The 13,854-nt window shown below is 34.1% G+C and carries 18 protein-coding genes; 15 read left to right on the forward strand and 3 right to left on the reverse strand.

The genetic code is table 11. The features are described 5' to 3' along the window. Positions 1-637: 637 nt before the first annotated feature. The 12 genes from BED47_RS09365 to BED47_RS09415 all read left to right on the forward strand — a co-directional run bounded on the left by BED47_RS09365 (position 638) and on the right by BED47_RS09415 (position 7,544). Complete coding sequence (locus BED47_RS09365) at positions 638-955, forward strand: DUF3870 domain-containing protein (RefSeq protein ID WP_069033477.1); 318 nt, start codon at positions 638-640, stop codon at positions 953-955. A 150-nt stretch (positions 956-1,105) separates the two neighbouring features. Continuing rightward, positions 1,106-2,191, forward strand: coding sequence for a dipeptide epimerase (locus BED47_RS09370; RefSeq protein ID WP_069033478.1), 1,086 nt, complete (start codon positions 1,106-1,108; stop codon positions 2,189-2,191). A 21-nt stretch (positions 2,192-2,212) separates the two neighbouring features. Continuing rightward, positions 2,213-3,244, forward strand: a complete 1,032-nt coding sequence (locus BED47_RS09375; RefSeq protein WP_069033479.1) for a C40 family peptidase — start codon at positions 2,213-2,215, stop codon at positions 3,242-3,244. Between the two features lie 309 nt (positions 3,245-3,553). Beyond that, the gene (gvpJ, locus tag BED47_RS09380) at positions 3,554-3,790 is read left to right on the forward strand and encodes a gas vesicle protein GvpJ (RefSeq protein ID WP_069033480.1); all 237 of its coding nucleotides are present in this window, start codon (positions 3,554-3,556) and stop codon (positions 3,788-3,790) included. Positions 3,791-3,846: 56 nt separating this feature from the next. Continuing rightward, entirely contained in the window at positions 3,847-4,107 is a 261-nt protein-coding gene (gvpO, locus tag BED47_RS09385) for a gas vesicle protein GvpO (protein WP_069033481.1), read from the forward strand. A gap of 11 nt (positions 4,108-4,118) precedes the next feature. Continuing rightward, entirely contained in the window at positions 4,119-5,003 is an 885-nt protein-coding gene (gene gvpN / locus BED47_RS09390; protein WP_069033482.1) for a gas vesicle protein GvpN, read from the forward strand. 1 nt (position 5,004) lies between these two features. Further along, entirely contained in the window at positions 5,005-5,757 is a 753-nt protein-coding gene (locus BED47_RS09395) for a GvpL/GvpF family gas vesicle protein (protein WP_069033483.1), read from the forward strand. Beyond that, positions 5,754-5,990 carry a gas vesicle protein GvpG gene (locus BED47_RS09400; protein ID WP_069033484.1) on the forward strand — a complete coding sequence of 79 codons (237 nt, stop codon included), beginning with the start codon at positions 5,754-5,756 and terminating at the stop codon, positions 5,988-5,990. Before BED47_RS09395 ends, BED47_RS09400 begins: the two co-directional genes overlap by 4 nt. Next, on the forward strand, positions 5,987-6,793 hold the full coding sequence (locus BED47_RS09405; protein WP_069033485.1) for a GvpL/GvpF family gas vesicle protein: 807 nt from the start codon (positions 5,987-5,989) through the stop codon (positions 6,791-6,793). Before BED47_RS09400 ends, BED47_RS09405 begins: the two co-directional genes overlap by 4 nt. Further along, positions 6,790-7,002: a gas vesicle protein gene (locus BED47_RS23195; RefSeq protein WP_084006849.1), complete on the forward strand. Its 213-nt coding sequence runs from the start codon at positions 6,790-6,792 to the stop codon at positions 7,000-7,002. The genes BED47_RS09405 and BED47_RS23195 overlap by 4 nt, the downstream gene beginning before the upstream one ends. Beyond that, positions 6,965-7,252 carry a gas vesicle protein K gene (locus tag BED47_RS09410; protein ID WP_069033486.1) on the forward strand — a complete coding sequence of 96 codons (288 nt, stop codon included), beginning with the start codon at positions 6,965-6,967 and terminating at the stop codon, positions 7,250-7,252. Before BED47_RS23195 ends, BED47_RS09410 begins: the two co-directional genes overlap by 38 nt. A 13-nt stretch (positions 7,253-7,265) precedes the next feature. Next, positions 7,266-7,544 (forward strand): gas vesicle protein, encoded by a 279-nt coding sequence (locus BED47_RS09415; protein WP_069033487.1) that lies wholly within the window; start codon positions 7,266-7,268, stop codon positions 7,542-7,544. A gap of 74 nt (positions 7,545-7,618) precedes the next feature. On the opposite strand, the gene BED47_RS09420 is transcribed toward BED47_RS09415, so the two are convergent. From BED47_RS09420 to BED47_RS09430, 3 genes are read right to left on the reverse strand one after another with little or no spacing between them, the layout of a single operon-like run. Then, complete coding sequence (locus BED47_RS09420) at positions 7,619-8,743, reverse strand: Ger(x)C family spore germination protein (RefSeq protein ID WP_069033488.1); 1,125 nt, start codon at positions 8,741-8,743, stop codon at positions 7,619-7,621. Then, positions 8,740-9,837, reverse strand: coding sequence for a GerAB/ArcD/ProY family transporter (locus tag BED47_RS09425; protein WP_069033489.1), 1,098 nt, complete (start codon positions 9,835-9,837; stop codon positions 8,740-8,742). The genes BED47_RS09420 and BED47_RS09425 overlap by 4 nt, the downstream gene beginning before the upstream one ends. Next, positions 9,838-11,274, reverse strand: coding sequence for a spore germination protein (locus BED47_RS09430; protein ID WP_069033490.1), 1,437 nt, complete (start codon positions 11,272-11,274; stop codon positions 9,838-9,840). Between the two features lie 198 nt (positions 11,275-11,472). On the opposite strand from BED47_RS09430, the gene BED47_RS09435 reads away from it, so the two are divergent. The 3 genes from BED47_RS09435 to BED47_RS09445 all read left to right on the forward strand — a co-directional run bounded on the left by BED47_RS09435 (position 11,473) and on the right by BED47_RS09445 (position 13,366). Continuing rightward, a complete protein-coding gene (locus BED47_RS09435; RefSeq protein WP_069033491.1) occupies positions 11,473-11,883 on the forward strand; it encodes a MerR family transcriptional regulator in 411 nt (136 codons plus the stop codon). Between the two features lie 15 nt (positions 11,884-11,898). Beyond that, positions 11,899-12,588, forward strand: a complete 690-nt coding sequence (locus BED47_RS09440; protein WP_069033492.1) for a zinc metallopeptidase — start codon at positions 11,899-11,901, stop codon at positions 12,586-12,588. A 208-nt stretch (positions 12,589-12,796) separates the two neighbouring features. Then, positions 12,797-13,366, forward strand: coding sequence for a TVP38/TMEM64 family protein (locus BED47_RS09445; protein ID WP_069033493.1), 570 nt, complete (start codon positions 12,797-12,799; stop codon positions 13,364-13,366). The last annotated feature ends 488 nt before the right edge of the window (positions 13,367-13,854 follow it).

Below are 13,854 nucleotides of genomic sequence, written 5' to 3' on the forward strand. Positions count from 1 at the left end.
GTCTTTAGCCTTCCCGCTAATCCCATAGGAGTCGAGCACCCCTCCATTCCAATCAACTTTTTCATCAAAAAAAGTATACACTAAATCCTAATCAAATAGCCTTTACTTAGAGTAATCTAGCAGTTTTTATTAATAAGTTTGTAGTTCAATTAATATCGAACATTAAACTAAATTAGTCAAATGAATTTGTTTTTCTAAGAATAAGCTCATAATTATTTAACTTCTGAAAAAAACATGTCTAGTGTTATTGGAATCATAAAATTGCTCGAACATATTAACATTTAAGACCATTAAAAGAACATCCAGAAAAATGATAATTTCATCTTTATTAAATGTTTATTTAATGTCCGTTTTCCCTATTGACCATTTTATATTTCAACACTCTGTAGAAACCTCTTGTACTTCAAGAGGTTTCTTTCGTACTTAAATTTTAGATGTTGGGTTAAAATCTAGTAAAAAAGTAAGAGTCTCCATCTAGTCCACATTTCCTTTTCTTTAAACTGAATATTCATAATATATTGTCAAAAATAGTTTCATATATTAATATTAACTGTAAGCGAATACATATGCCGATGCCAATTCTTTCCTTTCCGGTTGGAGTTATGCACGGAATACCTGTTTTGCGGGAGGAAATAAATTGTACAATAAAGATACGATCTATCTTATCGGAGATGCAAAGACTTCATCTAATAATCCGATTATGCAGAAATATAATGCTTTTTTTATTGGACTGGTAGTCGATCGGACAAGTCATTTGATTGTTGATGCTGATTGCTCAGCTACTATTTCTTTAACTTCATCCTTTGTGAAGCATTTATTCGAAGGGCAATCGATGTTAAATGTGGATGGAGTAATAGATGAAATTAGTTCAAGGTATTTTGGTTCATCCCAAAAAGCATTGACTGTAGCCTTTAAAAATGCACATATAAAATACAAGCAAATAATTGAATCTTAAATGCTGCTTTATCTATTTTCGTAGATGAAATCCAGTTATTAGCAAAGGGAAGGCCCTTTCTAATAGCTGGATTTTTTATTTAATACAAGATTATTGTGACAATCGGAAACTTACTAAAAATTTTAATCTTAAACGGAAAGGACAAAAAAGATGATTATTCAATCGATACAAGTGCAAACAGAAGTTTTCCCTTTAAGAAAGCCATTTAAAACAGCTCTTAGGACAGCTACCGAAATAGAGAACGTCTTTGTATATGTCCAGCTAGAAGATGGGATTGTCGGAGTAGGAGCTGCAGCACCAACTTTAGCTATTACAGGAGAATCAAAAGAAAGTATTGAAGCGATTTTAAAGACTGTCCTTACACCACTACTACTAGGAAGGGATATTCGAAATATTAATGAACTCTCTTTAATAATTGAACGCTCTTGTGTGGCAAATACAAGTGCAAAAGCGGCAATGGAAATCGCACTGTATGATGCATTATGCCAACATCTTAATCTTCCACTCTATCAATATCTTGGAGGGCGGACGAATCAATTAAAAAATGATATGACGGTTAGTGTTGGAACAGTGGATGAAATGAGTCATGATGCGAGTCAAATAATCAAGGACGGCTTTTCTATTTTGAAAATTAAAGTAGGAAAAGACTGGACGAGAGACATTGAACGAATTATGGCCATCCGTGAAAGGGTCGGAAACGACATTACGCTCCGAGTAGATGCCAACCAAGGATGGACGCCAAGACAAGCTGTTTCCATTATCCAAGAATTAGAACAGTTGAATTCAAAAATCGAGCTTATTGAGCAACCGGTCCAAGCAGGTGATATTGATGGACTAAAATTTGTAAAGCAAAACGTCAAAACACCAATCATGGCCGATGAAAGTCTTTTTTCTCCCCAGGATGCAATGCGTCTGATCAAAGAGGATGCAGTTGATCTTCTAAATATTAAGTTGATGAAAACAGGAGGAATTAGAAGAGCGCTGCAAATTGCAGATATTGCTGAAAGAGCGAATATCCCTTGCATGATAGGAAGTATGATGGAAACTTCGGTCTCAGTACTTGCGGCTGCACATATTGCTACTGCTCATCCGAACATACAAAAAATCGATTTGGATGCACCACTTTGGTTAAAGATCCAGGATTTTGATGGAATTGAATTTAATGGTGATGAAGTGCACTTATCTTCACTACCCGGCCTAGGGCTACACCGAGGATTCTCTAAAAGTCTTCGTTAAAATAAGGAGAGGAGCTTTACGATGAAAAAGACAAAAAATTTGATTTTAAGTTTATGTGTTGCAGGTACTTTACTTTCTACAATGACAAGCCAATCTTTAGCAAAAACGCAAGAGGAACTTACTCCAGGTGAGACAGCCTACGTTGATGTGTCTGTGTCGACTCAGTGGACAACAAATGGTAGATTCCAAGTTAGAGATATTGATGCACCTTCTTTAAGTAACCCTGTTGATCCACGTCAATGGTCAGCTAATATGGAAGATACAGAAGTTCGTCGTTGGCTAACAAGTTATCTTGAAACTCAAGCAGTATACGGTACAAAAGTAACCATTTTAGAAGAGTCAGGTGACTGGGTAAAGGTTGCTGTAGATGGTCAGCCTACACCACGAAACTCCTTAGGCTATCCTGGTTGGATGCCGAAAAGACAATTAACAACGGATGACAGATTAGAAAATTATAAGAATACCCCATTTATTATGGTATCGAGTCAAACAGCATGGCTTTATGATGGGAAAGCATTAAATGATAAGTTTATGGAAATTAGCTTTAATACTCGCTTACCTGTCGTTAAAGATTTTGGCGACGTTGTAATGGTTGCAACACCAGATGATGGAAATAAATTTATTAAAAAAGAAGATGTAGCAGTCTATCAAAATGAAAATCAGTTCCCTAAGGCAACTCCTGAAAATTTAATTAATACAGCGAAGAAGTTCCTTGGTTTACGTTACTTATGGGCTGGAGTATCTGGATTTGGGTTTGATTGCTCAGGATTTACATATAGCTTATTTAAGTCATATGGTATTACAATTCCAAGAGATTCAGGACCTCAATCTAAGAACGGTAAGGAAGTAAAGAAAGATGAAATCCAACCTGGAGACTTATTATTCTTTGCAAGTAACAATGGAACTGGATCAGTTCATCACGTTGCAATGTATATCGGTAACGGTTTAATGATTCAGGCTCCTAATGCTGCTAGAAGTGTTGAAATCATTCCGTTAAATACTCCTGGTTATATCGAGGAATTCTCAGGTGCTCGCCGCTATTGGGAAGAATAATTAAGTAAATATTGAGCAAAAGTTGGAAAACCATGAACAGTAGTTGTTGTTCATGGTTTTTGTTTTTACTCTTAATGTTCGTAGATTTATATTCAGCTTTTGCTCCGCTATTTTCACAAATTATAAAGTTATCATTCAATTGGAAAAAATTGGAGTATAGGATAATAGATTCATTTTGAATAAAGTCTATCACTCTCAACTTGCTTGTCCCATAGGATAGAGGGAAAGAGATAGGATATCGTTCGAGAAGGAAGCTATATTCTCGTTTTCTATCATTTCTTTCTTATTTTAATAGGAAAGGAGGGATATATGTTGGCTTCCATTCAAAAAAGTGTAGATTCTTCCAGCCTAGCTGAAGTAATCGACCGTATTCTTGATAAAGGTGTTGTGATTGATGCATTTGTAAGAGTATCTCTTGTCGGCATTGAGCTTTTAGCAATTGAAGCTCGTGTTGTTATCGCTAGTGTTGATACTTGGTTACGATATGCAGAAGCAGTCGGATTGCTGAAAGACGAGGAAGAGGAAGAAGAAGAGGAAGTTGCTTAAGCAAGTAGGGCCAAGGCTTTATGCTTTGGTCTACTTTTTTAGACAAGGGGGCTATTATGGAAATTATTAAAATACTAGAAGTAGTAAAAACTTTTTTTGGGCAGTTTATTCGACCAGTTCATAAAATTACTCACGTTCATAAATCTGACAGGGGGTGGGAGCTTACAGTTGAGGTAATTGAAGAAAAAGAATATATGAAAGCTCACGCTAAAGATGAGTTAGTAGGAGTTTATAATGTTTTACTTAGTCCTGAATTAGAAATTGTATCATTTCAAAGAAAATCATTACGGGCTAGAGGCGCAATTCTACATGAGTGAGGGGGAAAACTATGGAAAAAAGCTTTATATCGTCTCCTTATTTGTATAGCTTAACAGAACGGTTACTGTCTTATTTACAATCTGGATTTTCAGTCCATCTTACAGGACCAGCTGGTGTTGGAAAAACATCACTTGCACTTCATATTGCAAAACAAATGGGTAGACCGTATTTATTAATTCATGGAAATCATGAAATGTCTAATAAGGATTTGCTTGGGAGTTTTAATGGCTATACAAACAAAAAAGTGATAGATAACTATATTCATTCCGTTTACAAAAAGGAGGAAACGATTAAAGAAACTTGGGTTAACGGCCCAATTATAGAAGCTGCTACAAAAGGATATACATTGATTTATGATGAATTCACTCGTTCGCATCCAGAAACAAACACTCTTTTTTTATCAATTTTGGAAGAAAGAGTTATTCCACTTTTTGGGATGAAAAGGAAAGAGTCTTTTTTACCCGTGCATCCTAACTTTTCAGTAATTTTTATAAGCAATCCACAGGAGTATGTTGGCGTATTTGAAGCACAAGACGCACTTCTTGACCGATTAATTACGATTCCGCTAGAAAAAATGAATCATGAAACAGAGTGTTCAGTCTTATCACATCTAACTGGATTATCGGAAAATGAGAGTCTTTATATTGCTAATTTAGTGCAAATTGTTCGTTATCATTGTAGAAAGATTGAACCTCAAAGTCTTCGGACCTCGATCAAACTAGCCTCTATCACAAAGCGAAATAATATTCCAATTTCAATTTATGATCAACAGTTTCAAACCTTATGCACAGATATTTTTTGGTTTCACCTCAAACAAGCAGGTAAAGTTCAAACATACTCTCAAGCAAAACAATTCATTGTAAAAATTATCAGTTTGCAAATGGAGGGAGATTGAATTGAGCGAAGGTGTTTATCCTTTTTGTATCATTCAAACGAATATCGATCACGAATTTGGTTTTACAAAATGGGAAGGAAAAGAAATTAAACTTTACCCAATCCGATATAAAGATGTTGTTATGATTGTTGCAGATGTATCTGATCAGGACTACCTTCCAACACGTGCAAATTTACTCGCTCATCAAGGTGTAATTTCTTTAATTATGAAACAGTTAACCGTCATTCCAATGAGTTTTAATAATGTATTTACCTCTACAGAAGAGATTCATTTATTACTAGAAAAACTATATGATGAACTGCAATCAATTTTTCAAAAAATAAACAATAAAATTGAGGTTGGTTTAAAGGTTATTGCGCGTAAGGAGTGGTTAGAAGAAGAAATACGAATGAATGATGACATACAAAAACTTAAGGAGAAAGTAAATCAGCAAAAAGAAGCTGCATTTTACGAAAAGATTAAACTTGGAGAAAAAACGAAGGACTTTTTCTACAATCTGCAACACAATCTGTACAATGAGATTTATTTACCTCTTTCTACACTTTCGAGTGCCTCTAAATCAAACCCTCCAATATACGAAACCATGCTTCTCAATTCGGCCTTTTTAATTGATCGCGACCTAGAAGAAATCTTCGATGAAAAGGTTAATGAACTCTATGAAATATGGAAGGATAAAGTAGAATTCAAATACTCTGGGCCATGGCCAGCATATAACTTTATTCAGTTAACGATAACGGCAGGAGATCAGTCATGATTTTTAAAGCTTTAGCCTTCCCACTAAAATCAATCATTCTATTAGGAGAAAAAATAAAGGAGGAAGCTGACCGCGTATTATTTGACTCGAAAACGATAGAGCAACAATTGGTTCGTTTACAAATGATGTATGAATTAGGAGAAATTTCGGAGGACATTTATGAACAACAAGAAGAAGAACTACTTTTGCGATATCAAGTCGCAAAAATGAAAGAACGGGAGGTAGGCCGGTGAGCATTTATTTATATGGTTTGCTACCAACAAATCAGCTAGAAGATTCACCCTTTTATGAAGTGAAGGGGATTGATCAAGATCAAACTAGTTTTGAAATTGTTGAAAAAGTAACCGCAGTTTTCTGTTATTTAAGAGAGGAAGAATTTGCCGAGTCAGTTCTAAAAGAAAAAATGGACAATCCAAAATGGGTACACAAGCATGCAGTTCATCATCATGAAACAATTGTGACTTATTCTAAAAACTATTTATTTCTTCCTTCTAAGTTTTGTACGGTCTATTCAAGTATTGAAAAATTAAGAGAGGATTTATCGAAAGAGCAGCTTAATATCCTTTCTCTTTTTGAGCAATTAAAGGAAAAAGAGGAATGGAATGTAAAGATGTACTATGATAAAACGAAATTTTTTAAAGTATTGGAGCGACATAGTAAAGTAATCCAAAATATGAGGGATGAGTTGAAAGTATTATCTCCTGGGAAACAATTCTTCATGAAGAAAAAGCAAGGACAACTACTCGAAAATGAAGCACAAAGTGAACTACGTTTAATATCTCAAAGCTTGGAAAACACCTTAGTAAATTCAACGGTTTACAATAAAACAAGAGTAAATTGGAGCCGAAATGCTACAGGAAGAAATGTTGATATGATATACAATAGTACTTCTCTAATCCTAAAAGACGGCAGAAAGAAATTTGAACTGCTAATAAAAGAATTTACACAAAAGTATGAGGATAGGGGAATTATTGTAGAGATTACTGGGCCATGGCCATTCTATCATTTTGCTAGTTTGGATTCTAAAATTACATGAACAGTCAGAATGATAACATCACATTATTAGATATTTTAGACGGAGTTCTAGATAAAGGAGTAGTTATTACAGGTGATCTCATCCTTTCTATTGCAGATATTGATTTGGTATATGTAAATATTTGCTTACTAGTGACAGCAGTAGAATCGATTCATGAAAGGGGGTTAAAGAATGTCAGCAAATCGGGGGATAGCCGCCGAGAGAATTAATTTGAATCCAGAAGATGCTGAACAAGGACTAGCTCAACTAGTGCTTACAATTTTGGAATTGCTAAGGCAACTCGTAGAGCGACAAGCTATTAAAAGGGTAGAGGGTGGTACGCTTACGGAAGAACAAATTGAAAATCTTGGTACAGCTCTATTGAATTTAGAAGAAAAAATGGAAGAATTAAAAATCATTTTTGGACTTGAAGGAAAAGACTTAAACATTGATTTAGGACCTTTAGGGAACTTAATGTAAGAAAGGAGAAAACATGCAACATTCAGCACAATCTACTAATATTTTAGATATTTTAGAGAAAATTTTAGATAAAGGGATTGTCATCGCAGGAGATATTAAAATCGCCTTAGCAGATGTAGAATTACTCACAATTAAAATTCGTCTTGTTGTCGCTTCCATCGATAAAGCGATGGAGATTGGGTTAAATTGGTGGCAGGATGATCCTTATTTTAATTCAAGTGTAAAAGGGAAACTTTTGCATGATCGGATTAATCGGATAGAAGACAAGTTAGGTATAAAGCAAGAGGAGTAGAGTAATTTACTATAATGAAAATAAAGCAGCAACCTAATTGGCTGCTGCATTACATAAAAATAAGGTGATTGTAGTTAATTCGAATTTATAAGTTTAATATCAAATTTTGGTTCAATTGTCATTCTTGGATAGTCTTTTCTCCAATTTAAAGACGACCAAGTGTTAGGATGGAACGCTTTTAATTCCTTTCCAATGCCAAGAACATCCGAATTTGCTGATTGCATCGTCTTAATTGTATTTAATGCGAGTTTCTCAAAGTGCTTATTAAGTTCTTTTTCCAATTGGACGTAATTAGGCTTTATTTTAGGTCCCTTATCACCAAGCTCGAAAGCACTAACTAACAATGATATTTTTATCTTAATTTTCGGTAATTTGGTTGCCCCTTTAGAGACGGTTATTTTTGATATATTTCTTTTTACTGTAAATCCATAATTTTTTTTTTCAACATCTTTATGATCGTATTTTTCACCATTTTTGTTAGAAAAATTACCAGTAAATCTCTGTCTTCCTTTATTTCCGCCTTCCATTAGCATCAACAGTTTAATTTGATCTTTATCAAGTTGTTTTCCGGTAGGTTTTCCATTACGAAATAACATGGCACCACTTAACTCCAAGTTTGAATCGATAGGAGTTAACATCGGCAATGCTAAATCAGACAACTTATCATCCTTTGATTGTATGAAATTCATCATTGAAACAGTTGGTATCGTTCTGTTCTTTTCCATAGAGATAATAAAGTCATTCAACTCTCTCGAAAAATCTGGATTAGAATCTGAAGCCTGTTTAAATACTTTAGAAAAATCTCCATCAATAACAATTAATGGTGAGTTAATAGACGAATAAGGTGCATTGAGTAAAAAATCAAGTTCATTTATAGCATCATCTGAGGCAAAATTTTTACCTAACAAATAGACTCTAGTACTAATCCCTATGAAAGGAGATTGATCAGTATATTCCCATTGACCAATTGCCTCCGCTAAAGTTGGCCCTTTAAGCTCTTTCACCACTGAATGTGACTCACCTGAACCTTGCCCAGTGCTTTTAAGATTCGTAACGAGAAAAAATGCTTCGACTTCACTAGTCTTTTCGTTCAAGTCAAAACCATTTACATCAACTAAATGTAGCTTTTTTAAGTCCAACCTGTCCCAGCACCCTGTCAATAAGGGTAAAAGAAGTAATAAAATTAAGGCTTTTTTCATTTAATCGCCACCTTCTCTTTTACAAAAGATAGTAGTAGTATCAGTGACGGTACGCCAATAATCATAATTGCCGTTGCAATATTGTGATACTCGGCAAAACTGTGAAGTAAATGTCGATTTGAGAAGAAAATTCCGGCCACAAAACAAACAAATGCAATTAACCATACTAAAAGTGGATGGTTTTGGATTTCTTTTTTACCTAGAAAAGATAAATAACGTGCAGACAAAAATAAGTAAATGTAAGCTGTCACTAATGTCACTGATAACCAGATTGCGATAAATAGAATATCTAGACTTTGAACGACTGGCCATCTAAATTTACGAAGAATAAAGACCAGCGGTTCTCGAATGATATTTAATTGATTTTCACTAAAATTGTATGTCGCAATTAATGAGATAAATACGTAAAAGGCAGTCGTTACACCGTTTGCTACAGACATAGCGATTAAGATATGCTTCTTTTTTTTACATTTTACAAACGGAAAAACGTACAGAAGGAGCTCATATCCTGCAAATGTCCAAAATGCAGGAATCGCTCCTTTAATGATAGGGCCAATGCCATGTGTCCCAATTGGAAAAAAATGACGTAAGTCCCCATTACCAAAACCACTAATAAATATAATCATAAAACCGATTAGAAACATGCTCATGATAGACTGGGTTATGGTCGCTATAGACCTAAGTGTAGAGCTTGCAATATATCCAGAGACAATGACCAGTAATCCAATCAGAACAAACCAAGGTGTTTCAAATAACAACCATCGATTTATGACATCTGTATAGGAAACGATAAGCATTAAACATGATTCTGCACAGTATGCTGCAAATAGTAGGTTTATTAATAATCCTAACGGTTTTCCAATTATTGATGATATATACTGTTGAAACGAGCGATCGGGATAAGTTTTTCCAAGATAGTAGACAATTAGGATCGCCAATTGAGCAATTAGTCCACCAATAATCATGGACATCCATGAGTCATAACCTGCTATCAAAGATTCTGTATGGGGGATTGATAAAATACTGACTCCTACCTGATTTAAAATAACTAGGCAAATAAGTTGATTAATAGAAATCTTCTTTAAATGAATCACTCATTCTCCCCCCCTAGGATTACTTATTTTTATTTCATCTTTTGCTAAGCTTTCAATTGGGCGTTTTTTCATGGACCTAATCGGTGCTCTGAAAATTGTATCTTTTATCGTATCGCCATTAAACCAATTGAAAAAGTACGGAATACCAAATGTACTCATCCGAGATAAATGTGCCAAAACCAACAAATATGAAATTTCCAATCCAATTAAGCCAAAAAGTGATGCCATAATGATAAAAGGATAGGCTAATAATCGTGCTGTGTTACTCATTTCATACGAAGGGATAATAAATGAAGCAACCGCAGTTAGTGCTATAATAACAACCATCATGTTTGAAATTAGATTTGATTGAACAACAACCGTTCCGATTACAATACCACCGACAACACCAATCGTTTGACCAACGGGATTTGGTAAACGTACAGTTGACTCTTTTAAAACCTCAAGAATGGCCAACATCGTGATTGCTTCTAAAATAGGTGGCATAGCGACGTACTGCATTGAACTTTGAAGTGTCAGTGCGATTTCTAATGGGAGAATCCTAGGATCAAAGGTAACAAGTGCAACATAAATACCAGGTAAACTAATTGCAATAATAAAACAAAAAATTCTTAGAAATCTTAAAAGACTTCCAAATAACCAGCCAACCTGATAATCATCTGGACTTTGAAAAAAAGCCCAGAACGATACAGGAACGATTGCACACTCTGGCGCACCATCTGTTAAAAAAGCAATTTTCCCATCCATTAAATAAGACATAACTCGATCTGGTCTTTCAGATACGAGCATTTTTGGAAAAAGAGAAAATTTTTTGTCTTGTATAAGTTCTTCAATATATCCTGGTGCTTCAATGTAATCGATATCGATATTAGCTATTCTACGTTCAAACTCCTGTAAAACGACATCGTTTGCAAGAGACTGCAAATAAATTATAGCTATTCTCGAGTTCATTCGACGGCCTACTTGAAAATACCTAATTACTAAATCTGGTGAGGCAATTAAATTTCGTATAATATTTAGATTTGTATTCAGATTTTCATTGAATGCTTTATGTGATCCACGTAATACACGTTCATTTATTGGAAAGTTTATTGAGCGTTCTTTAACTAGTTCTGTTCTAAGTAAATAAAGCTTTAATTCTCCCTTTAGTTGTAAAATTGTTTTTCCTTCTATGAGCGCATTTGCTGCATCAGAAAGAAGCTCGGTTTCAGTAAAATCGAGAATTGAAACGGCCTCTCGTATATTGACATTTGTATTATTAAGTAAAGGACGGATAATGTGGTCTTGTACCGTTTTATCTTCAATCATTGTGTCTAAATAAAATAACCGATAATGTCTCTCACCAGTTTTGAAATCGCTTGTTTTGAAGTCTGAACTATTAAATAGCAATTCCCGAAGAGATTTTTCATTTTTATCTAGATCTCGGTCCGCTATCATTTAGTATCCTCTTTTCTAGGTGGTAATTTTATCCTATTTTTCCCATAAATTCTGTTACTATTCTGTAATTTAAGATGTGAAAATTTTAATATATTCAGCTTTAATTTATAAACTCATTTTCGAACAACGGAACGTTTTACTGTACGTTTTTATCGAATTCACATATAATACAAATATAAGGAGTGTGAGACCATTGGGATTGTCTATAAAATTGGAGAATTAGCAAAAGAAGTGGGAGTGTCTAAGCGTACAATTGATTATTATACTAACTTAGGATTACTTGAACCCGAGCGTTCGGAGTCTGGTCACCGTTTTTATAATGAAGCTTCTTTAGAGACTTTAAAATTTATTGAGCAATGCAAATCAATGCACTTACCACTCCAAGAAATAAAAGATATTTTAGATAAGAAAAAAACAATGATGCCAGATCAGAGTATTGCGCCTCTAACAGAGGAAGTAACTGTTCATATGAATCAGTTACAGAATGAATTGTCACAATTAAAATATTTACTAGAAAATTTAACTGAAGAACAAAAGCTAAATATTATCCGTCAATTAACGTCACAAACATCAGAATTAATTCAGACGTTATTGTCATTTATTCTTTAAAAGGAGAGAATGTGAATGTTTTTTCATCCTATGGATTTCCTTATTTTAATTGCCTTTGGATTAACGATTTGGGCACAATTTAAAGTGAAATCTAGTTTTAATCACTGGGCTGAAGTGCCAGCATCAGGCGGGTTAACCGGAGCTGAAGTAGCTAGATATATATTAAATAATAATAATTTACCTAACGTACCAGTGGAAGTAGTACCTGGTCGCTTATCAGATCATTATGATCCTATGGCAAGAACAGTTCGTTTATCAGAAGAAGTATATTATGGAAGATCGATTGCATCTGTATCAGTCGCAGCACACGAAGTAGGTCATGCGATACAGCATGATACCTCATATGGTTTCTTAACACTTCGTCATCGAATTTTTCCTATCGCTAACATTGCATCAGGAGCAGCTCCATTGCTACTACTAGCAGGATTTTTACTTCAAGCATTTTCTTTAATTGGAGTAGGGATTTTACTATTCTCAGTAGCAGTAGCTTTTCAACTGATCACTTTACCAGTTGAATATAATGCAAGTTCACGAGCAAAGAAATTAATGCTAGCAGGAGGAATGATCCACGATTCCGACAGAAAAGGTGTAAATAAGGTTTTAGGAGCTGCTGCTCTTACGTATTTAGCGGCAACCTTAATTTCAGTTTTAGAATTAGTAAAATATTTATTTATATTTTTCCAAGGACAAACTGAAGAAGAATAAAATTAGTTAAAAAGATGATTTCGTGATCTATTCGAAATCATCTTTTTTGTTTGAAAAATTAAATTTAAATTGGTTAGTATGTTTAAAATTTCGATGTCTAAAATAGTAAATAGGTTTTAAATTTGGAAGATTTATGTATTTTTGTAACCTTAGCTTTTTTAATACTAAATGTTGTACAATTAAGTTGTTAAAAAAATGGGGGAAAATTATGACACTTTCGGCAATTGAACATTTTTTAAATACATACAAAGACTATGCTGTCATCCTGAGTATTCTAATTAATGTTCTAATTAGTATTGTTGGTATTATACCAGCTTGGTTTTTGACAGCGATCAATATTAAATTATTCGGTTTTACTGGTGGATTTTTAGTCTCTTTCATAGGTGAATTAGTTGGTACATTCGTATCATTCGTTTTATATAGAAAGGGTTTACAAAAAAGATTTATTAGTAATTCAACAAAATTTAAAGGATTAAATAGGCTATTAAGCTTAGAAGGAAAAGAAGCTTTTTACGGGGTGCTATTTTTACGTTTTATTCCTTTTATTCCATCTAGTTTGATTACATTGTTTGCAGCCTTTGGGAAAATCACATGGTCAAGCTTCATGTTAGCTAGTTTGTTTGGTAAGTTACCAGTCATATTATTTGAATCGTATTCTGTTAATCAAGTGCTAGAGTTTACTTTATTCGGTAAAGTCATTTTGGGACTGTTAATTATCATCTTGCTAATCTATTTTTATAGAAAACGATTTACTGTTTTTGTGAAGAATAAAATTTGAAAAAGTTGTAAAAAAGCTCAAACCTAATATAAGGGTTTGAGCTTTTCAAGCTGTTGAAAAGCAACCTTGTCAATTAAATTACCAAATTTTCGCAAAAGGAGTAGTGTGATGTTGATTTCCACTACGGGATGCTCGCTTTCCATGGGGCGAGATTCTTTAGCCTCCTCGGCAAGCCTGCGGGGTCTTTAGCCTTCCCGCATATCCCATAGGAGTCGAGCATCCCTTCGTTCCAATCAACTTGTTCATCAAAAAAAGTCTGCAATAAATCCTAATCAAATAGCCTTTACTTAGAGTAACCTAACTGATGTATATTCACCACCTTGTAGGTCAATTCATTTCGAACATTAATTAAACTAATCAATTGAATTTGTTTTTCTAAAAATTAGATCAATTTTTTTAAAACTATTAGTAGATCCTCAAAAAATGATAAATTTCATCATTAAATAAATGTTCATTTAATGTCCGTTTTCCCTATTGATCATTTTATA

Origin of the sequence: Gottfriedia luciferensis (assembly GCF_001712755.1) — a bacterium.
GTDB classification, from domain to species: Bacteria; Bacillota; Bacilli; order Bacillales; family Bacillaceae_G; genus Gottfriedia; species Gottfriedia luciferensis_B.